17 protein-coding genes are annotated in these 19,430 nt (G+C 75.9%); 10 read left to right on the top strand and 7 right to left on the bottom strand.

The genetic code is table 11. The features are described from left to right. Positions 1-94: 94 nt before the first annotated feature. Together J3P29_RS13140 and J3P29_RS13135 are read left to right on the top strand one after the other, a co-directional pair. The gene (locus J3P29_RS13140; RefSeq protein WP_210493927.1) at positions 95-1,090 is read left to right on the top strand and encodes a LysR family transcriptional regulator; all 996 of its coding nucleotides are present in this window, start codon (positions 95-97) and stop codon (positions 1,088-1,090) included. A gap of 12 nt (positions 1,091-1,102) precedes the next feature. Beyond that, positions 1,103-2,884 (top strand): LLM class flavin-dependent oxidoreductase, encoded by a 1,782-nt coding sequence (locus tag J3P29_RS13135; RefSeq protein ID WP_210493925.1) that lies wholly within the window; start codon positions 1,103-1,105, stop codon positions 2,882-2,884. Between the two features lie 80 nt (positions 2,885-2,964). Here the strand turns inward: J3P29_RS13135 and J3P29_RS13130 are convergent, their stop codons facing one another. Continuing rightward, positions 2,965-3,672, bottom strand: a complete 708-nt coding sequence (locus J3P29_RS13130) for a haloacid dehalogenase-like hydrolase (RefSeq protein WP_210493924.1) — start codon at positions 3,670-3,672, stop codon at positions 2,965-2,967. Continuing rightward, positions 3,669-4,199 carry a GNAT family N-acetyltransferase gene (locus J3P29_RS13125; RefSeq protein WP_210493923.1) on the bottom strand — a complete coding sequence of 177 codons (531 nt, stop codon included), beginning with the start codon at positions 4,197-4,199 and terminating at the stop codon, positions 3,669-3,671. Before J3P29_RS13125 ends, J3P29_RS13130 begins: the two co-directional genes overlap by 4 nt. 58 nt (positions 4,200-4,257) lie before the next feature. Here J3P29_RS13125 and J3P29_RS13120 point away from each other — a divergent pair, with 58 nt between their 5' ends. Continuing rightward, complete coding sequence (locus J3P29_RS13120; protein ID WP_210493922.1) at positions 4,258-5,484, top strand: hypothetical protein; 1,227 nt, start codon at positions 4,258-4,260, stop codon at positions 5,482-5,484. Between the two features lie 3 nt (positions 5,485-5,487). On the opposite strand, the gene J3P29_RS13115 is transcribed toward J3P29_RS13120, so the two are convergent. From J3P29_RS13115 to J3P29_RS13105, 3 genes are all read right to left on the bottom strand, one after another. Next, entirely contained in the window at positions 5,488-5,754 is a 267-nt protein-coding gene (locus tag J3P29_RS13115; protein ID WP_210493921.1) for a hypothetical protein, read from the bottom strand. Then, the gene (locus J3P29_RS13110) at positions 5,751-6,857 is read right to left on the bottom strand and encodes an inorganic phosphate transporter (RefSeq protein WP_210493919.1); all 1,107 of its coding nucleotides are present in this window, start codon (positions 6,855-6,857) and stop codon (positions 5,751-5,753) included. The genes J3P29_RS13115 and J3P29_RS13110 overlap by 4 nt, the downstream gene beginning before the upstream one ends. 98 nt (positions 6,858-6,955) lie before the next feature. Next, positions 6,956-7,582 carry a DUF47 family protein gene (locus J3P29_RS13105; RefSeq protein ID WP_210493917.1) on the bottom strand — a complete coding sequence of 209 codons (627 nt, stop codon included), beginning with the start codon at positions 7,580-7,582 and terminating at the stop codon, positions 6,956-6,958. A gap of 106 nt (positions 7,583-7,688) precedes the next feature. Here J3P29_RS13105 and J3P29_RS13100 point away from each other — a divergent pair, with 106 nt between their 5' ends. The 4 genes from J3P29_RS13100 to J3P29_RS13085 all read left to right on the top strand — a co-directional run bounded on the left by J3P29_RS13100 (position 7,689) and on the right by J3P29_RS13085 (position 13,827). After that, the gene (locus tag J3P29_RS13100; RefSeq protein ID WP_210493916.1) at positions 7,689-7,967 is read left to right on the top strand and encodes a hypothetical protein; all 279 of its coding nucleotides are present in this window, start codon (positions 7,689-7,691) and stop codon (positions 7,965-7,967) included. 76 nt (positions 7,968-8,043) lie between these two features. Further along, entirely contained in the window at positions 8,044-9,282 is a 1,239-nt protein-coding gene (locus tag J3P29_RS13095) for a hypothetical protein (protein WP_210493915.1), read from the top strand. 79 nt (positions 9,283-9,361) lie between these two features. Continuing rightward, positions 9,362-13,054 (top strand): PHP domain-containing protein, encoded by a 3,693-nt coding sequence (locus J3P29_RS13090; RefSeq protein WP_210493913.1) that lies wholly within the window; start codon positions 9,362-9,364, stop codon positions 13,052-13,054. A 293-nt stretch (positions 13,055-13,347) separates the two neighbouring features. Continuing rightward, on the top strand, positions 13,348-13,827 hold the full coding sequence (locus J3P29_RS13085) for a hypothetical protein (RefSeq protein WP_210493912.1): 480 nt from the start codon (positions 13,348-13,350) through the stop codon (positions 13,825-13,827). Between the two features lie 521 nt (positions 13,828-14,348). Here the strand turns inward: J3P29_RS13085 and J3P29_RS13080 are convergent. Then, complete coding sequence (locus tag J3P29_RS13080; protein WP_349239838.1) at positions 14,349-15,839, bottom strand: amino acid permease; 1,491 nt, start codon at positions 15,837-15,839, stop codon at positions 14,349-14,351. 295 nt (positions 15,840-16,134) lie between these two features. Between J3P29_RS13080 and J3P29_RS13075 the strand changes: the two genes are divergently transcribed. From J3P29_RS13075 to J3P29_RS13065, 3 genes are all read left to right on the top strand, one after another. Then, positions 16,135-16,686 (top strand): carboxymuconolactone decarboxylase family protein, encoded by a 552-nt coding sequence (locus J3P29_RS13075; protein ID WP_246851917.1) that lies wholly within the window; start codon positions 16,135-16,137, stop codon positions 16,684-16,686. Positions 16,687-16,702: 16 nt separating this feature from the next. Next, complete coding sequence (locus tag J3P29_RS13070; protein ID WP_349239837.1) at positions 16,703-17,074, top strand: helix-turn-helix domain-containing protein; 372 nt, start codon at positions 16,703-16,705, stop codon at positions 17,072-17,074. A gap of 74 nt (positions 17,075-17,148) precedes the next feature. Further along, entirely contained in the window at positions 17,149-18,486 is a 1,338-nt protein-coding gene (locus J3P29_RS13065) for a glutamine synthetase family protein (protein WP_210493908.1), read from the top strand. 108 nt (positions 18,487-18,594) lie between these two features. Here J3P29_RS13065 and J3P29_RS13060 read toward each other — a convergent pair whose 3' ends face one another. Then, a complete protein-coding gene (locus tag J3P29_RS13060) occupies positions 18,595-19,290 on the bottom strand; it encodes a hypothetical protein (protein ID WP_210493906.1) in 696 nt (231 codons plus the stop codon). Positions 19,291-19,430: the final 140 nt, after the last annotated feature.

Raw genomic sequence — 19,430 nt, 5'->3', positions numbered from 1 at the left:
AGAGAACGACGTACGGATGCCACGTCAGTGATGGTTGCGCGCGCCACACGATTAGTACAACGACAGTCCTTCATCGCCCCGATAAGATCGTCTGATGCTCGACGCCCGCCGTCTGCGCGTGCTCCGCGAGGTCGCCCGGCGGGGGTCCTTCTCCGCCGCCGCCGACGAGCTCGGCTATACGCAGTCCGCCGTCTCCCAGCAGATCGCGGCGCTCGAGCGCGAGGTGGCGCTGCCGCTGCTCGACCGCCACCGCGGGGTCCGGCCGACGGTCGCCGGCGACGTCCTGCTGCGCCACGCCGACGCGATCCTCGCCCGCATCGCCGACGCCGAGGCCGAGCTGGCGCTGCTCCGCGGCGGCGAGGCGGGCGCGCTGCGGATGGTCGCGTTCCCCACCGCGGCGGCGACGCTGCTGCCGCCCGCCATCGCCCGCTTCCGCTCCCAGCACCCGGGCGTCGACCTGACGCTCGAGCCGCTCGAGGTGCCCGACGGGCGCAGCGCGCTCGAGGCCGGCGACTGCGACCTGGCGCTGCTCGTGGAGGACCCCGAGGAGGGCGCCGAGGGCGGCTGGGCGGGGCTGGCGCCCGACGAGGACCCGTTCGTGCGCCGGCACCTGCTCGACGACCGGATGTACGTCATGCTGCCGGCCGGCCACGAGCTGGCCGAGCGCCGCCGCATCCGCCTGGAGGAGCTGCGCGACGAGGCGTGGATCCTCGGCCGCCGCGACTACGTGCCGGACGAGGCGATCTTCGAGCGCGCCTGCCGCAAGGCCGGGTTCGAGCCGCAGATGGCGTTCGAGAGCGACGACTACCTGGCGATCCAGGGCTTCGTCGCCGCCGGCGTCGGGGTGGCCCTCGCGCCCGAGATGTCGCTCGTGACGCTGCGCGACGACGTCGTCGTCCGCGACCTGGAGCGGCCGCCGTTCCGCCGCGTGGTCGCCGCCACGGACGCGCGTGCGTGGCGGTCCCCGGCCGTCGACGCGATGCTGGAGCAGCTCGCCGCCGCCGCCCGGGCGTTCCACGCCGAGCGGGTCGCGCAGCGGCGGCTGCGGCGGTCACGGGACGGTCACGACCCGGCGGCCATGGACGACTAGCGTCCGCGGGCGATGCGCGTCGGGCTGCTGCTGGAGGCGATCCACCCGCGACCGTGGACGCCCGGCGCCGACGGCCGGCGCCTGCGCGAGCTCGTCGACCTGGCCGTCCGCGCGGAGGGGCTCGGGGTCGGGCGGGTGTGGGTGCCCGAGCGGCACTTCCAGGAGGAGCTGCACCACGGCGGGCCGCCCGAGGCGCTGCTCGGCGCGATCGCGGCGCGCACGCGCCGCCTGGGCCTCGGCCTGGGCCCGCTGCCCGCCCACCCGCTCGTCCAGCACCCGGCCCGCACGGCCGCGGCGGTCGCGGCGCTCGACGCCTTCTCCGGCGGCCGCGTGGCCCTCGCGTTCGCGGTGCCCGCCGCGGCGATCGAGCTGGGCCCGTTCCGCATCCCGCGCGCCGACGCGGCCGGCGCCGCGCTCACCGTCGCCGAGCGGACGGCGCGCCTGGTCGCCGAGGAGCCCTTCGCGGGCGCGGAGGACCCGGACGGCCTGCCGGTGCGCCAGGTCGTGCCGCGTCCGGCGCAACGGCCGCACCCCGGCATCTGGTGGGCCTGCGACCGGCCGGACGACGTGCGCACCGCCGCGCTTGCCGGGCTCGGAGCCCTCGTCCGGGCCGGCGTGGAGCCCGAGGAGGCGGGGGAGTGGGCGCGCGAGCACGCCCGGCTGCAGCGCTCCGACGCCGCGCAGCCCGTCGGCGCCGCGATCGAGACGGGCGTGGCGGTCTGCGTGCCCGTCCACGTGGGCGCGGACGCGGCGTCGGCGCTCGACGAGGGGCTCGACGCGGTCCACCTGCACCGCTACCTGACCGACCACTTCGGCCGCTTCGGCGCCCACCGGCCCGGCCGCACGAGCGCGGCGGACGAGTTCGCGCGGCGGCGCACCGCCGCCGGCTACGACCCGGCGCCGGTGCGGGCCGCGGCCGGCGCGCCGCTGGCGCTGCGCGTGGGAGGCAGCGTCCGGGGCGCCGTCGGCGACCCCGATGGCGTGCTCGCCCTCCTCGAGCGCTACCGCGACGCGGGCGTCGACGAGGTCGTCCTGGTCCCGCCGCTCGGGGCGCTGCCGGCCGCGGCGGTGCGGGCGTCGCTCGAGCGGCTCGGGCGCGACGTGCTGCCGCGCCTGGGCGCCGACGAGGACGACGAGGACGCGGTCGTCGCCGAGGACGCCGCGCTGGTCGCCGCGCTCCGGCGGCGACGCCCTGCGCCCGCGGCGCCCGAGACCGTCGTGCTCGCGCGCGAGGACGCGGTGCCCGACGACGCCCCGCCGCCCGTGGTCGGCCTGGGGACCGTGTCGGGTGCGGTGGAGGCGGGCGCGGGCGTGGACCCGGCGGCCGCGGGGACCAGCAGCGCCGCGGCGCGGGCCAGCGCGGCGCAGGCGCTCGGCGGCCTGCTGCGGCGGCGCAGCGGCGAGGCGCTCGGCGCGCTCCTGGATCGCGGCGGTCCGGTGCTCGTGCGCCGCACGGTCGCGAGCGAGCCGGCGCTGCGGGTCGTCTTCCGCGGCATGGCGCGGGCGCTGCGGCCCGCGGCGCACGCGGGAGAGTTCCGCGGCGAGCTGCAGTTCGACCTGCTCGACGCGGACGGGCGCGTGCGCGCGTGGACGGTCGAGGCCGGTCCGGTCCGCTCGGCCGCGCGGCGGGGGCCGTCGCGCGAGCCGACGCTCGTCCTGCGGCTGGCGTCCGTCGACCTGCTCCGGCTCGTCAGCGGCCGCCTCGACGCCGGGGCGGCGCTCCTCGACGGCCGGCTCGACCTCGAGGGCGACCTGTCCCTGGCGGTGCGGATGGGCGACCTGTTCCGCCGCTGAGGCCGTCCCGGCCGGGGGGGGGCACGGGGTGCCGCGTCGCCGCCGGGGCGCGCGGTCGGCCGGGGTGAGCGGCGCGGCGGTCAGCGCCAGTGGACCTGCACGACCGCCGGCCCGAGCGCCTCGCGGGCGCGGGCCAGCGTGCGCGCGCCCCCGCCGACGAGCACGGGCCGGCGGGCGCCGGCGAGCATCGGCAGGTCGGCGAGGGAGTCGCTGTAGGCCATGTCCCACGGCGGCGCGATGCCCGCTTCGGCGAGCTGGACGACCTTCGCCGGGCCGTAGTTGTGCAGGTCGAGCGCCAGACCGCCGCGGCGCGCGCCGATCCGCGAGGCCACGAGCTCGGCGCGCTCCAGGCCGGCGGCGTCCAGGACGGCGCGGGCGAGCGGGCCGGCGCTGCCGGTCACGACGACGAGGCGGTCGCCGCGGTCCAGGTGGAAGCGCGCGGCCGCCAGGCCCCCGGTGAGGAGCGCGCCGTCGCGGACGGCGAGCTGGGCGCCGAACGCGGCGGCGCGGGTCTCGAACGCCTCCAGGTCCCAGCCCGCCAGGAGCGAGCGCACGATGAGCCGCAGCCCGTGGGGCCGCAGCGTCGGCGGGCCGAGGAGCGGGGCGGCGGCGTACGAGGCCACGAGCACGCCGGGGATCCGCCACGGCGCCCGCAGGACGTGGTGGCGCAGGAACGCGCCGAGCGAGTCGTCGCGGACGAGCACCCCGTCGAAGTCCATGAGGACCGTGCGCCGCCGCTCGCCCGGCGCGGGCGCCGCGGGCACCGGCCCGTCCGGCGCCGCGCTCACGCGGCGCCGCCGGGGGCGGGGGCGTCGAGCCGGCGGTACATCACGAGCGCGTCGACCTCCTCCTCGCCGCGCAGCCGGAACGCCCCCGGCAGCCGGCCGACGGTCGCGAAGCCGAGCGACTCCCACAGGGCGATCGCGCGGCGGTTCGTGCTGACGACGAGGTTGAACTGCATCGCCCGGTAGCCGAGCTCGGCCGCCGCGCGGAGGGCGTGGACGCCGAGCGCCCGGCCGATCCCGCCGCCCGCGGCCGCCGGGTCGACGACGAACGACCCGTTCGCGACGTGCGCGCCCTGCCCCGGCTGGTTCGGCATCACGCGGGACGATCCGACGACGGCCCCGTCGCGCTCGGCGACCCACGCCCGGGCCGGCGGCGCCGTCCAGCCCGTCAGGGCCTCCTCGCGCGGGAGGTCGGGCGGGTACGCGTACGTCTCGCCCGTCGCGAAGACCGCGTGGAGGATCCGCCAGAGGGCGTCGGCGTCGCCCGGCGCGTACGGGCGGATGCGGAGGTCGGGGGCGGCCGCGGGCATCCTCCGAGGGTAGGCGCTGCCCGCAGGGGCCGTCCGCCGGTCGTGCGAACATGCGTTCGTGTCGTCCGTCGTCTGCGTCCACCTCGCGCGCTTCTCCCTCGCCGTCGCGGCGGACGGCCGGCGCGAGCTGCTGACGGAGCCCGTGGCCCTGGCGCCCGAGGCGGGGCGCACGCCGGTGATCGGCGAGGTGTCGCCGGCGGCCGAGGCCGCGGGGGTGCGGCGCGGGCTGCCGCTCGGCGAGGCGCTCGCGCGCTGCCCGCGCCTGCGCCTGCTGCCGCCGGACCCGGTGGCGGTGCAGGCGCGGTGGGACGCGCTCGTCGCGCGGCTCGAGGGCATCGGCGCGGCGGTCGAGACGGCGCCGCCGCTGGGCCCCGGCGGGCGCGCCGTGGAGGGGGATCCGGGCACGGCGTGGTTCCTGGCCGCCGGGCTGCGGCGGCTGCACGGCGGGTCGCTCGACGGCATCGTCCGGGCGGTCCGTCAGGCGCTGGGCATGCCGGTGCGGATCGGGGCCGCGCCGAGCCGCTTCCTCGCCCGGGTGGCGGCGGGCCGCGCGCGGGTGCGGCGGCCCGTCGTCCTGCCGCCCGGCGAGGGGCTGGGGCTGCTGGCGGGCGAGCCGGTGTCCGTGCTGGCGCTGCGCGCCGACCTGGCGCCGCTGGTGGGGCCGCTCGAGCGGCTCGGGGTCGCGACGCTCGGCGAGCTCGCCGCACTGCCGCCCGGCACGGTGGGGGAGCGCTTCGGGCGCCTCGGCCGGCTGGCGCAGGAGCTGCTGCGGGGCGAGGAGGCGCCGCTGCGGCCCCGCGACGCCGGGGGCCGCATCGAGGCGGACCTGCTGCTGCCCGAGGCGGCGTCCGGCCCGCAGCTGACGCACGCGCTCGGGCTGCTGATCGACCGGGTCCTGGCCGACCCGGCGCGCGCCCACCGGCCGCTGCGGTCGCTGCTGCTGCAGGCGCGGCTCGTCGAGCGGGGCACGTGGCAGGACCGCGTCGTGCTGCGCGAGGCGATGAGCGATCCGGACCGCATCCGCCTGGCGCTCGGCGCGCGCCTGGACCTGCTGCCGTCGCCGGCCGAGCGGCTGGCGCTGCGGGTCGACGGCTTCGGCGCGCCCGTCCCCGCCGACCGGCCGCTGCTCGAGGAGGACGCGGCGATCCGGCACGCGCGGCTGCGGGAGGCCGTGCGGCAGGTGCGCGAGGTCGCGGGTCCCGACGGGGCGTTGCGGGTGGTGGCCGTCGATCCGGACTCGCGGGTGGCGGAGCGCCGGATGGCGCTCACGCCGTTCGAGCCGTAGGGGTCAGCCCGCGAGGATCTCGACGAACGCGAAGACGATCGCGCCGACGCAGACGAGGCCCGCCACGAGCCCGAGGGCGGCGTTGCGCACCCAGCCGCCCATGTCACCGGTGCGGCGCGCCTGGTTGGCGGCGACGACGCCGCGCAGCGCGAAGGCGAAGGCGACGCTCAGCCCGACGCCGGCGACGGACCCGAAGAGGACGACCTCGAGGATCCGCAGCCAGATCTCGGAGCCGGTGGCGTTGCTCGCCTCGGCGAGGACCGGGCTCACGCGGCGGCCTCCTCGGCGAGCGGCGGCGGGGTGCTGCGCGCGCGCAGCGCGACGATCGTGCCGACGACGATGACGGCGAGCACGACGAGCGGACCGACCGTCCCGCCGCCGACGAGGGCGGACAGGCCGTAGGCCACCGCGCCGGTCAGGCCGGCCGCGGGGATCGTCAGGACCCACGCGACGGCCATGTTGCCGGCGACGCCCCACTTCACCGCGGACAGGCGCTTGGCGGCGCCGGCGCCGACGACGCCGCCCGAGATGACGTGCGTCGTCGAGAGCGGGAACCCGACGTGCGTGGCGGCGAGGATCACGGCGGCGCCGGAGCCTTGGGCGGTGAAGCCCTGGGCGGCGTCCATCTTGATGATCTTCGAGCCCATCGTCCGGATGATCCGCCAGCCGCCGGAGTACGTGCCCAGGGCGATGGCGCTCGCCGACGAGATCACGACCCAGAGCGGCACCTGCGGGTCGACGGCGTTCAGCGAGCCGTGCGCGACGAGGGCCAGGGTGATGATGCCCATCGTCTTCTGCGCGTCGTTCGTGCCGTGGGCGAGCGCGAGCATCGAGCCGGTGACGATCTGTCCCAGGCGGAAGCCGCGGGTCGCCGGCCCGGGACTGAGCCGCCCGGCGATCCGGTAGACGAGCAGGATCGAGACGCCCGCGACGGCGAACGCCAGGATCGGGGCGACGAGGGCGGGGACGACGACCTTGCCGAGCAGGCCTTCGCCCATGATCGCGTCGGGGCCGCTGGCGACGAGCATCGCGCCGACGACGCCGCCGATCAGGGCGTGGGACGAGCTGGACGGCAGGCCGAACCACCAGGTCAGCAGGTTCCAGACGATCGCGCCGACGAGGCCGGCGAAGACCACCTGGAGGGTGATCGACCCGGAGTCGACGATCCCCGACGCGATCGTGGCGGCCACCTTGAGCGACAGGAAGGCGCCGATGAAGTTCAGGACGGCGGCGATCAGGATCGCCAGCCGCGGCGGCAGCGCGCGCGTCGAGATCGACGTGGCGACGACGTTCGCCGTGTCGTGGAACCCGTTCGTGTAGTCGAACGCCAGCGCCGCCGCGACGACGAGCGCGAGGAGGAGATCGGAAGCCATGATCAGGCGACGACGTTCCTGCGGGTGGCCGTCACCGCGCCGAAGGGGGACGCGGCACGAAGCCGAGAAGTGACGGTCGGGGCCCGCATCAGTCTCACTTAGCGGTTCTTGATGACGATGCCCTCGAGGATGTTCGCCACCCGTTCGCAGGCGTCGATGGCGTCCTCGAGCCGCTCGAAGATGTCCTTCCAGCGGATGACGACCATCGGGTCGATGCCGCCGTCGAAGAGGCCCGCGATGGCGGCGCGCGACAGGCGGTCGCCGTCGTTCTCCAGCCGGTTGACCTCGACGGTGTAGTGGCGGATGTCGCCGAAGTCGCGCAGGCGCGGCATGCCGGCCGCGACGGCCTTCGTCGCCTCGACGAGGATCGAGCACAGTCCGTGGGCCTGCTCCATCGGCGCCTCGACCTTGTAGAGCAGGATGAGGTCCGCGCACTCGTCGACGTAGTCGAGGATGTCGTCGAGCGCCGACGCCAGCTCCAGGATGTCCTCGCGCTCGATCGGCGTGACGAACGTCTGGTTGAGGTGGCTGATGATGTCGTGCGTGATGCGGTCCGAGTCGCTCTCGACCGCGCTGATCTCGCGCGCGATCTCCGGCGCGTCGGGCAGCTCGTGCAGGAACCGCTCGAGCAGCTCGGCGGCCCGGACGGCGTTCTGCGCGGATTCCTCGAAGAGCTCGAAGTACCGCGTGTCGCGTCCGGTGAAGACCTTGGTGAGGCGAGCCATGGGCACCGGGCATGTAATCAGCCGGTTAACGTGCCGCGCGGCGCGCGTCGGCCGGGACGGGGGCGGGACTCCGTCGGACGTCCGCCCGGCGTGGGAACATGCGTTCGTGTCGCCTGCCGCTCGAGCTCCCGCCGTCGGGACCGCCCGCACCGTCCGCCGCCTGGGCGAGCCGCGGCCCGCGGTGGTGGTCGCCGCGCCCGACGGGCGCCCGCTGAGCGTCGACGGCGAGCGGGTCGAGGGGGTCGTCGAGACGTGGCTGCTCGAGGACCGCTGGTGGACGGACCGCCCCCTGCGCCGGCGGCTGTGGGAGGTCGTGACGGCCCGGGGCCGGGCCATCGTCGTGCACCGCGACCTCGTCGACGGCCGCTGGTGGCGCTCGCGCTGATCCGGCACCGCTCCGGCGCGCTTCCGGCACGGACGGACGCTGGAGCCGGCGCGGGGCGCCGGGGGACCCTGCGGGCATGTCCAGGGACGGTCAGCGGGGTCAGGCCAGCGTGGAGCACGTCGCGCTCGTCGTCGTGGTCGCGGTCGTGCTCGTGGTGGCGGGCGCGGTCGCGGGCGCCCCGTCGATCGTCAACGCGGTCCACTCCGGGATCCGGCGCGCGATCTGCGTGGCGGGCGGCGACACGTGCGCGCCCTTCCACCTGGCGCGGCCGTGCACGGTCGCCCGCCGCCAGGACCTGCACGACACGGGGGTGAGCGTCCTGCTCGTCCGGATCGGCGGGAGCGAGACCCTCGTGGTCGAGCGGCGCTCGGACGGCTCGGTCGCCGTCACCTCGTACCTGGACAACGAGGCGGGCCTCGGGGGGTCGGTCGGCGCGCGGCTGTCCCTCGGGCGGCGCACGCGCGGCGACCGCGCCTTGGCGGGGGACGAGGGCGGCGGCATCGGCGTGGACGTCTCGGCCGGGGTGGAGGGGCGCCTGCGCGGCGGGGTCGGGCAGACGTGGGAGTTCCCGGACGCGCGCGCCGCCGAGGGGCTGATCCGGCGCCTGCGCGACGCGTACGGCGAGGGACGTGCCGAGCGGGCCGCGGCGCGGCGGGCGGTGCGGGCGCCGGACGTCGAGCGGGTGCGGGTCGGCGTGGACGGCACCGTCACGGGCGAGATCTCCGGGCCGCTGGGGCTCGACCTGGCCGGGACGGCGTTCGCCGGCCTGCACGGCGAGGGGGCGCGGGACCGCCGGACGGGCGAGACGACGGTGACCGTCGCGCTGCCCGGCTCGGTCGCCGCGGAGCTCGACGGGCCGCTGCGCCTGCGGGCGGACGGGGCCGTGCGCGTCGACCCCTCGGCCACGATCGTGCTCGGACGCGACGGCCGGGCGCGCGAGCTGCGCCTGGCGGGTCGGCTGACGACGCGCGACGGCACGCGTGCCCGCGAGCTCGCGCTCCGCGTCGACCTGACCCGGCCGACGGTCCGGGAGGAGGTCGAGGGGATGGTCCGGGGGCTGACGGCCGGGCGTCCGGGCGAGGCGGCCGCGGCCGCGCGGCGGCTCGGGCGGTGGGCGGTCGACGACGGCTGGGTCGACGAGCGCGAGTACCGCACGGCCGAGGCGACGGACGGGGTGGACGCCGAGCTCGGTCTGGGCTTGAAGCTCGGTCTGAAGGACCAGGAGATCCGGTCGACCGCGCGGCTGGTGGGCGCGCGCAGCCGGCCGCCGGGCGGCCTCTGGGAGAGCCGCACGGACTGCCTCGCGGCGCGATGAGGCGCGGAACGCCCCGGTTTGCAGGGGGCCTTGCGCGGCCCTCGATCCCGTCCGTCGGCGATGCGAACATGTGTTCGGGATGTCGCCCCGTCCGCCCTACGTCGAGCTCCACTGCCACTCGGCCTACTCGTTCCTCGACGGCGCGTCGCTGCCCGAGGAGCTGGCGCTCGCCGCGGCCCGCCAGGGGCACGAGTCGCTCGCGCTCACGGACCACGACGGCGTCTCGGGCGCGATGGAGTTCGCGCACGCCGCGGCCGCCCACGGCATCCGGGCGATCCACGGGGCCGAGGTGACGGTGCGCGTCGATCCCGGCGGGGTGATCCTGCCGGCGGCGGACGCGGCGCTCGACGGGGGGCGCTTCCGTCACCTCACGCTGCTCGTGCGGGACGCGCGCGGCTGGTCGAACCTGTGCCGCATCCTCACCCGGGCGCACGCCCACACCCGCGACCACCCCCGGCGGGTGCGCACCGCGCCGTGGGTGACCGTCGCCGACGTCTGCCACCACCACGAGGGGCTCGTCTGCCTGAGCGGCTGCGCCGACCACGGGGTGGAGGAGGAGGCGACGCTGCGGGTGCTGCGCGACGCGTTCGGCCCGGAGGACCTGTACGTCGAGCTGCAGCGTCGGTACCTGCGCGGCGACCGCGAGCGGGGGCGACGGCGCGAGCGGCTGGCGCGCTCGCTCGGCCTGCGCTGCGTCGCGACGGGCGACGTCCACGCGCACTCCCGCGAGCGGGCGATGCTGCAGGACGCCCTCGTGGCGATCCGCCGCCACACGACGCTCGACGCCTCCGAGCCGCTGCGGCGCGGCAACCACAGCCACGCGCTGACGACGCCGGCGGCGATGGTCGCGCGCCTGGCCGACCACCCCGAGGCGGTGGCGGAGACGGTGCGGCTGGCGGACCGGCTGCGCTTCGACCTGACCCAGGACCTGGGCTACCACTACCCCGGGGCGGAGAACGCCGAGGCGGGGGCCGAGCTCGCCGCGGTCTGCGAGCGCGCGCTCGAGGAGCGCTACCCGCACGGCCACCGGCTGCGGCGGCGCGCGCGGGCGCGCCTGAAGGAGGAGCTCGCGCTCATCGGCCGGCTCGATCTGCCCGGCTTCTTCCTCCTGCACCACGAGATCCTCGAGCTCGCCCGCGAGGTCGCGCACGAGGTCCGCGGCCCGTCCGTCGCGCGGGCGGTGCTGCCGCCCGGCCGCGGCCGCGGGTCCTCCGTCTCCTCGATCGTCTGCTACCTGACGGGGCTCTCGCACGTCGATCCGCTCGAGGCGGGTCTGTCGCTCGGGCGCTTCCTCAACGACGACGTCTCGGGCGTGCCCGACATCGACCTGGACTTCCCCCGCGACGTGCGCGCGGCGCTCATCCCGCGCGTGCACGAGCGCTACGGCACCGACCGGGCCGCGCTGGTGGCGGCGTTCCCGACGTACCGCGCCCGCGGCGCGATCCGCGAGATCGGCGCGGCGCTGGGCCTGCCGGCCGCCGAGCTCGAGCGCGTCGCCCGCGCGTCGGAGGGGTGGTCGGGGCACGGGGTGGCGGACGACATCGCGATGGCGCTCGGCGACGTCGGCCGTCGGCCCGAGGACGACGAGCCGTACCCCCGGACGCATCCCGGCGATCCCGGCCACCCCTCCCGCCGGGACGAGCGGGCGGCGCAGCGCGGCGACGGGGGCGAGCCGTTCCCGATGCGGGGCGGCGTGGCGGCGGGGATGCCGGGGTTCGGGGTCCTCGACACCCGCGACGCGCCGGTGGGGGAGGCGTGGGCCGAGCGCCTCGACGGCCCGCCGCCGCGCAGCCGCTGGGAGTGGCTCGCGCGGCTCTCCAGCCTGGCCCACGGCCTGCCGCGGCACCTCTCCCAGCACTCGGGCGGCATGGTCGTGGCCACCCGCCCGCTCATCGACTGCTGCGCCGTCGTGCCCGCCGCGATGGAGGGCCGGCAGATGGTCATGTGGGACAAGGACTCCTGCTCGGACGCCGGGTTCCTCAAGATCGACCTGCTCGGTCTGGGGATGCTCTCGAGCGTCGAGCGCTGCGTCGAGCTGATCTCGGACCGCCGCGGCGAGCAGGTCGACCTGTCGCGCATCCCGCTCGACGACCCCGAGACGTTCGGGACGATCCAGCGCGCCGAGACGACCGGCGTCTTCCAGATCGAGAGCCGCGCGCAGATGGGCTCGCTCCTGCGCACGCGGCCCGAGACGCTCGACGACCTGACGATCCAGGTGGCGATCGTCCGGCCGGGGCCGATCCAGGGCGGCGCGGTCAACCCGTACATCGAGCGGCGCCAGCGCCAGCGGCAGAACCCGGCCTACCGGCCGCCGTACCCGCACCCGTCGCTCGAGCCGGTGCTGCGCGAGACGCTCGGCACGATCATCTTCCAGGACCAGGTCATCGACGTGGCGATGGCGTTCGCCGGCTTCACCGCCGGTCAGGCGGAGGGGCTGCGGCGCGCGATGAGCCGCAAGCGCTCGCAGGAGGCGATCGAGGCGCACCGCGAGGCGTTCGTGCGCGGCGCGGTCGAGACGCACCGCGACGTCACGCCCGAGCGGGCGCTGCAAGTGTGGGAGATGATCCGCGGCTTCTCGGGCTTCGGCTTCCCCAAGGCCCACGGCGCGGCGTTCGGCCTGCTGGCCTACCAGTCCGCGTGGCTGCGCGTGCACTACGGGCCCGAGTTCCTGTGCTCGCTCCTGGACGAGCAGCCGATGGGGTTCTACCCGCCCGACGCGCTGATCCACGAGGCGCAGCGGCGCGGCGTGACGGTCCTGCCGCCCGACGTGCGCCTGAGCCGCGACGTCTGCACCGTGGACGCCGACGGGGCGGTGCGGATCGGCCTGGGGTACGTGAAGGGCGTGCGGGCGGACGAGGTCGCCGCGCTCGTGACGGAGCGCGAGGCGAACGGCCCGTGGCGCTCGCTCGCCGACCTCGCGGCCCGGACGGGCAGCGGCCTGCCGTCGCTCGAGCGCCTGGCGTGGTCCGGGGCGTGCGACGGCCTGGCGGCCGAGGAGGGCGTGCCCGCGTCGCGGCGGCGGCGCGCGGCGCTGTGGCGGGTCGGGACCGTCGCGCCGGGCCGGCGGGTGGCCGCGGGGACCCAGCTCGCGCTGGCGCTCGAGACGGCCGCCGCCCCCGACCTGGCGCCGATGAACGCGTGGGAGCGGCTCATCGCGGACTACGACACGACGGCGCTGACGGCGGGGGTGCACCCGCTCGAGCTGCTGCGGCCCCAGCTGCGCGAGCGGCGGATGGCCTCGAGCGGTGACCTGGGGCGGCTGCGGCACGGCACGTCCGTGCGCGTGGGCGGCCTCGTGCTCGCCCGGCAGCGGCCGGGCAGCGCGAAGGGCGTCGTCTTCCTGCTGCTCGAGGACGAGCACGGCACGGTCAACCTCGTCATCCCGCCGCCCGTCTACGCCCGCGACCGCCTGGCGGTGCGGACGGAGCCGCTCGTCGTCGCGGAGGGCAGGCTCGAGCGCCACCCGGCCGCGGGCGGCCAGATCAACGTCGTCGTGCGGTCCCTGCGCGCGCTCGACGAGGCCGTCCCGACCGCGACGCGTCAGGCGGCCGCCGAGGTCACGCGCCTGCACCGCCTCTCGCCCGAGGAGCTCGAGGCCTGGCGCGAGCGGCAGCAGGGACAGGGGCTCGTCGCGGTCGGCGGCGGCGCTGCGCCTCCGCCCGGCGGCCCGCGCCGCGGCGGTGGGGCCGGCGGGGGCGAGGTCGTCCGCCCGGCCGGGTTCCGGCAGGTCGCGCCCGAGACGATGAACTTCGGTCGCGGGCGGTCGCGCTGACCGGCTCCGCCCCGGCGACCCGCCGTCCGCACACCACCCACACCACCCGTCGGCGGGGCAGGGTGGTGGGGCCCACACCGGAGCGAGAAGTCCCCGCAATACGGACGAATCCGGTGGGGAAGGGGGTTGCGCACGGGGGGATCGCTGCTATGGTGCGACCAACGCCGACCCCGGAGCGCCATGCCGCCGGCGACCGGGAGCGGGAACGAACGACGGGACGCCCCGGCCACGGTCGGGAGCGCGCAGCGCGAGTCCGGTCGTTCCTCGCCGGCGCATCCCCGAGCACCAGTTGAATGGCGATCGAACGCGACCAACCGTGGTGGGCTGACGCACAGGAGTACCGTCATCGCGAGACGCGACGGCGGCGCTCCGAGGACGTCCCATCCCGGCACGAGTACAGCTCTGACGCCGCGCGCCGTCGCCGCGCCGCGGCGGCCCGCGCGGCCGCGCAGCAGCGTCGGGCCCGTCAGCGCCGCCCCGAGCCCGCCGAGTACGGCTGGATCGAGGACTCGCCGTTCGCCGCGACGAGTCGCGCCGACCAGGAGCGCCTGGAGCGCGAGCGCCGCGCTCGCGAGCGCTCCCGCCGTCCCGGCACGCAGGTCGCGCGCCGCAGCGGCTCGCGCCCCGTGCGCCGCCGCAGCTCCTCGCCGCTCGCCCGGCCCGAGAAGCTGCTGCTCTACGCCGCGCTGCTCGGCCTCTTCCTCGTCCTCGCCGCGGCGACGACGTCCGACGCCGCGGTCGTGCTCGACCACGCGGCCGCCCTGCACCGCTAGGTCCGCCCGCCCGGCCTTCGTCGGCGCGCCGCCGTCCGGCGTTCCCCGGCCGCACAACGGCCCGCGCCGCCGTCGTCGACGGGCCTCTGGCCCCACCGGCCACGTCTTCCGGCGGCGCCGCGCCGACCCGAGGCATCTCGAGACGTCGGACGCACGCGGCTCCTGCGGATGTCCGCCGGCGTCTCGCACGGGCCGGAAGCGCCGGCGGTGACGCGCCGGACCGGGCGACGCCGGCGGTGCGCGCCGGACCGCGCGAGCCGTGCTGCCGGCCCAGGCCGGCCGCGCGGCCGTGCCGCGCCGCACGCGCAGCGCCGGACCGCCACGCCACGCCAGCTGCGCGGCGCCAGACCGCCTCGCCGCGGCCGCGCCGTCGCGCCGCAACGCCGCAACGCCGTCGCGTCGTCGCGCCGAGACGACGCCGGCCCCGGCGGGCGCGCTGTCCGTCAGGGACCGGGCGCCCGCCGGGGCCGGCGGGGGAGGAGGGCCGGGACGGCGCGAAGGCCGTCCCGGTCCGGCGGCGGTCAGTCTGCGGCGACGCCCGCCGGCGTCTCGCGCGCCAGGCGGGAGTGCTTCCGCGCGTAGCCGAAGTAGACGACCATGCCGATGGCCATCCAGACCACGAGCCGCAGCCACGTGCCGACCGGCAGGTTGAGCATGAGCCACAGGCAGCACAGGACCGACGCGATCGGCACGAGCGGGACCAGCGGCGTGCGGAACGAGCGGTGCAGGTCGGGCTTCGTCCGCCGGAGCACCAGGACCGCGATCGACACGAGGACGAACGCGAAGAGCGTGCCGATGTTCGTCGCCTCGCCGAGCACCTTCAGCGGCAGGAGGGCCGCCAGGAGCGCGACGACGACGCCGGTGACGACGGTGATCCGGTACGGCGTCTTGTACCGCGGGTGGACCTTCGAGAGCCACGGCGGCAGCAGGCCGTCGCGACCCATCGCGAAGAACATGCGGCTCTGGCCGTACATCAGGATCATCACGGTCGACGTCAGGCCGGCCAGGGCCCCGATCGAGATCACCGTCGACGCCCAGTCGACCCCGTTCTCGCCGAACGCGTAGGCCAGCGGGGCGTCCACGCCGAGCTTCGTGTACGGCACCATGCCGGTCACGACCAGGCTGACCGCGACGTACAGGACGGTGCAGATCAGCAGCGAGCCGAGGATGCCGCGGGGCAGGTCGCGCTGCGGGCGCTTCGTCTCCTCGGCCGCGCTCGCGACGATGTCGAAGCCGATGAAGGCGAAGAACACGAGCGAGGCGCCGAAGAAGATGCCCGGCACGCCGAACGCGCTCGTGGGCTGCCCCAGGATCTCCTGGATCAGCGGCTTCTCGTCCAGGCCCGTCGCCGCGGTCCCGGGCTGCGACTTCGGAATGAAGGGCGACCAGTTGTCGGCGTTGATGTAGGCGATGCCCAGGCCGATGACGAGGGCGATCACGGCGAGCTTGATGATCACCACGACGGTGTTCAACGTCAGGCTCTGGCGGATGCCGCGGATGAGGACCAGGCAGACGACGCCGACGATGACCACCGCGGGGACGTTGAAGCCGGCGTCGCTGCCGGCTATGGAGTCCGGCAGGTGGATCCCGATGTCGCCGAGCAGGGTCGTGAAGTAGCCGGACCAGCCCTTCGCCACGGTGGCGGCGCCGAAGGCGAACTCGAGGACGAGGTCCCAGCCGATGATCCAGGCGAAGATCTCGCCCAGGGCGGTGTAGGAGTAGGTGTACGACGAGCCGGCGACCGGGACCGTCGAGGCGAACTCGGCGTAGCAGAGGGCCGCCAGGCCGCAGGCGATCGCCGCGACGATGAACGACAGCGGCGCGGCGGGGCCGGCCTTCTCGGCGGCGGCCACGCCCGTCAGCACGAAGATGCCGGTGCCGATGATCACGCCGACGCCGAACAGCGTGAGCTGCGTCGCCGACATCTCCTTCTGCAGGCCGTGCTCGGCGCTGTCGGCGTCCTCCAGCGACGCCTCGATCGTCTTCTTGCGTAGCAGTGGGCTGGTGCTCACGGAAGGGGTCCTTGGGTGAGGGGACGAGGGAACGCCGGCGGACGTGGACACGGTCCGCCGACCCGCGGACCGTACCCGCCCTCCGTCGCCCCGTGGGATCGATGTGCTGCGTCGAACGACGTCGTCATCCGTTGCGGGGCGCGTACCCAGCCCGAATCGGGGTATTCGCCCCGTGGCGACCTTGCGGCGGGCCGCCCGAGGAGTACACTTACATTCCGTTAGCGCCTTCACCGAGTGAAGTCCCGAGAAGGCGCCGTCGCACGAACACCCCCGGAAGGTCTCCATGCCCAACGCCATGAGCCGCTTCACCATCCACGACGACCTCTCGGCGCCCGAGGGCTCGCTGCCCGTCCTGAAGGGCGCCCTGGCGTCCGCGGGCCAGCTGCCGAACCTCGTCGGCGTGCTCGCCGGCTCGCCCGCCGCGCTCCGCGGCTACGCGCGGTTCATGGGCGAGCTGCGCCACGGCGTGCTGGGCCCCGCGACGAAGGAGCGCATCTCGCTCGCCGTGGCCGAGCACTTCCGCTCGACGCCGGGGCTGAAGATGCACCAGCGCACCGCCCGGATCGCCGGCCTCGGCATCGACGAGGTCAAGCTCGCCCGCAACTTCGCGTCGAAGGACGAGCGCCAGGACGTGATGCTGCGCTACGTCGGCCACCTGCTGCGCAAGCGCGCCCAGCCGCCGGCGGCCCTGCAGGAGGAGGCGCTCGAGCTCGGCTGGACCGAGGAGGAGCTCCTCGAGGCCATCGCCTACGCTTCGGTCGAGGTGTTCTCGGCCCTGGTCAACATCGCCGGCGACGTGCCCGTCGACGGCTCGATGGAGGAGTCGCGCCAGCTGCGCGCGGCCTGATCCCGTGGGCGACGGCGTGCACCCCGGGGGCTGCTGCCCCCAGTACCACCAGGCGGTCGAGCTCATCGGCCGCCGGTGGACGGGCGCGATCGTCGCCGTGCTGCTCGAGGACGGCCCGCTGCGCTTCTCGACGCTGCGCTCCGCCGTCCCGGGCCTGTCGGACCGGGTGCTCTCGCAGCGGCTGCGGGAGCTCGAGGCGGAGGCGCTCGTCGAGCGCACCGTGCACCCGGGGCCGCCCGTCCGCGTGGAGTACGCCCTGACGCCGAAGGGCCGCGACCTCGAGGCCGTGGTGCGGGCGCTGGAGACCTGGGGCCAGCGCTGGATGAGCTGCCGGACGTCCGTCCCCGCGGGCGCCGCGGCGGCCGCTGACGACCTCCCGCTCGGCTAACTTCCCCGGGGGAGCGCGCCCCGCGCGCTCCGGTCGTCCGCGGCCACCGACCCCTGCGCAGGAGCCCAGCCACCGTGCCCGACACCCCGAGCACCCCCGAGGACGTCAAGCGCCTCGTCGCCGAGCACGACATCCGCTTCGTCCGGATGTGGTTCACCGACATCCTCGGGAACCTGAAGTCGTTCTCGGTGCACGCGTCGGAGCTCGACGACGCCTTCCAGGGCGGCATGGGCTTCGACGGCTCGTCCATCACGGGCTTCAACGCCGTGGAGGAGTCGGACATGATCGCCATGCCCGACCCGGCGACCTTCGCGATCCTGCCGTGGGCGCCGAAGGAGGAGGGCGTCGCGCGGATCTTCTGCGACGTGCTCACGCCCGAGCGCACCCCGTACGAGGGCGACCCGCGCTACATCCTCAAGCGGGCGATCGAGCGGATGAAGCGGATGGGCTTCGACACGTTCAACGTCGGCCCCGAGCTCGAGTACTACCTGTTCAAGGACAGCCGCGGGACCGAGGTCCTCGACGAGGGCGGCTACTTCGACCTGACCGCGCTCGACGCCGGCTCGGACGTCCGCCGCGACACGTCCCTCGCGCTCGAGGCGCTCGGGATGAAGGTGGAGTACAGCCACCACGAGGGCGGCCCGTCGCAGCACGAGATCGACATCCGCTACGCGGACGCGCTGAAGATGGCGGACGACTGCATGACGTACCGCCTGACGGTGAAGGAGATCGCGATGCAGCACGGCTGGCACGCGACCTTCATGCCGAAGCCGCTGACGGGCGAGAACGGCTCCGGGATGCACACGCACCTGTCGCTCTTCCGGGACGGGCAGAACGCCTTCTACGACGCGGACGACCGCTACTTCCTCTCGGACGTCGGCAAGGCGTTCATCGCGGGCCAGCTGCGCCACGCCCGCGAGATGTCGGCCGTCTACGCGCAGTGGGTCAACTCGTACAAGCGCCTGGCGCCCGGCTACGAGGCCCCGGTGTACGTCGCGTGGTCCCGGCGCAACCGCTCGGCGCTCGTGCGCGTGCCGATGTACCACCCGGGCGAGGAGCAGGCCACGCGGATGGAGCTGCGCTGCCCGGATCCCGGCTGCAACCCGTACCTGACGTTCGCGCTGCTGCTGCACGCCGGCCTGGACGGCATCGAGAACGGCTACGAGCTGCCCGAGCCGATGGAGCGCAACCTGTACCACCTGTCGCCGGACGACCGGCGCCGGCTGGGGATCGAGCAGCTGCCCGAGACGCTCGGCGAGGCCGTCGAGCTGGCGGCCGAGTCCGAGCTGGTGCTGCGGGCGCTCGGCGAGCACACCCTCGACCGCTTCGTGGAGATCAAGCGGGAGGAGTGGGAGGACTACCGCGTGCAGGTCACGCAGTGGGAGCTCGACCGGTACCTGCCGGTCCTCTGAGCCCCGGCGCCCGGCCCGCCCCGTGCGGGCGGCCCGGGCTCGGCGGGCGCCGGACGGGCGCCCGCGGGGCGGGGGAGCGGGGCGGCGCGAGGCCGCCCCGCGAGCCGGCTAGAAGTAGCGGCGGAAGACGCGGACGGTCATCTTGAGGTACGGCGCGTCCTTCGACCAGGTCTTCTGCGAGTGGACGCGCAGCGTCAGCTTGCGGTACTTGCGGCTCGGGAACGCGGAGCGCTTGACGCGCAGGTAGCCGCACTCGTTCGCGGTGCCGAGCTTCGTGCGCTTGACCAGCTTGGAGCCGCGGTACCAGGACGCGTACATCGAGCGCGAGCCGGTGAGCGGCGTCAGGCCGGACATCGTCCACGTGCGGCGCGAGTACGCGGCGCGGGGCTTGTTCGACAGGTCGAGCGCGAGCGTCGTGGCCTTGACGTTCACGGCGCCGGTGTCGCCGCTCTTCCCACCGACGGGGAACTCGGTGACGGCGAGCGTGATCGTGCGGCCCTTGCTCGGCTTGATGCCCGGGACCGAGAAGCGGGTGACGACGGTGGAGCCGTTGCCCGCGGCATCGGCCACACCCTCACCGTAGTTCGCCCTGCCGCCCACGCCGTACACCATGAACTTGGTGTTCGGGTTGGCCTGACCGACGGCGACGGTGATGGGCTGATAACTCAGCTTGCCATTCGCGTAAACCGACGTGTAGCACGCGCGATCAGTGACGATCGTCGAGGCTGAGCCGGTGGCCGGCACGGCGGCGAGGGCGGCGATCGCGGCGGCCGGGGCGGCGAGCGCGAGGATGCGACGGGGCATGGAGCTCCTGGATGGGGGACCGTGGTGGCGGGATCCGCGGGCGCGGATGCCCGTCTGTACCCGGCCGGAGAGCCGGGCACGCGGGAACTTTAGCCATCCTTTCGGCGGGTCACGCCGGGTGCGGGACGGCGACCCCCTGG

It is taken from the genome of Patulibacter sp. SYSU D01012, assembly GCF_017916475.1.
GTDB lineage: Bacteria > Actinomycetota > Thermoleophilia > Solirubrobacterales > Solirubrobacteraceae > Patulibacter.
Note: the sequence above shows the minus strand (reverse complement) of the source record. Positions and strands in the feature narration are given on the sequence as shown.

Excerpts from the sequence above, each read along its gene's own strand:
- J3P29_RS13135 (WP_210493925.1), top strand. The coding sequence starts at position 1,103 with ATGCGCGTCGGGCTGCTGCTGGAGGCGATCCACCCGCGACCGTGGACG.
- J3P29_RS13110 (WP_210493919.1), bottom strand. The coding sequence starts at position 6,857 with ATGGCTTCCGATCTCCTCCTCGCGCTCGTCGTCGCGGCGGCGCTGGCG.
- J3P29_RS13060 (WP_210493906.1), bottom strand. The coding sequence starts at position 19,290 with ATGCCCCGTCGCATCCTCGCGCTCGCCGCCCCGGCCGCCGCGATCGCC.
- J3P29_RS13125 (WP_210493923.1), bottom strand. The coding sequence starts at position 4,199 with ATGCCCGCGGCCGCCCCCGACCTCCGCATCCGCCCGTACGCGCCGGGC.
- J3P29_RS13090 (WP_210493913.1), top strand. The coding sequence starts at position 9,362 with ATGTCGCCCCGTCCGCCCTACGTCGAGCTCCACTGCCACTCGGCCTAC.
- J3P29_RS13095 (WP_210493915.1), top strand. The coding sequence starts at position 8,044 with ATGTCCAGGGACGGTCAGCGGGGTCAGGCCAGCGTGGAGCACGTCGCG.
- J3P29_RS13085 (WP_210493912.1), top strand. The coding sequence starts at position 13,348 with ATGGCGATCGAACGCGACCAACCGTGGTGGGCTGACGCACAGGAGTAC.
- J3P29_RS13075 (WP_246851917.1), top strand. The coding sequence starts at position 16,135 with ATGAGCCGCTTCACCATCCACGACGACCTCTCGGCGCCCGAGGGCTCG.
- J3P29_RS13105 (WP_210493917.1), bottom strand. The coding sequence starts at position 7,582 with ATGGCTCGCCTCACCAAGGTCTTCACCGGACGCGACACGCGGTACTTC.
- J3P29_RS13140 (WP_210493927.1), top strand. The coding sequence starts at position 95 with ATGCTCGACGCCCGCCGTCTGCGCGTGCTCCGCGAGGTCGCCCGGCGG.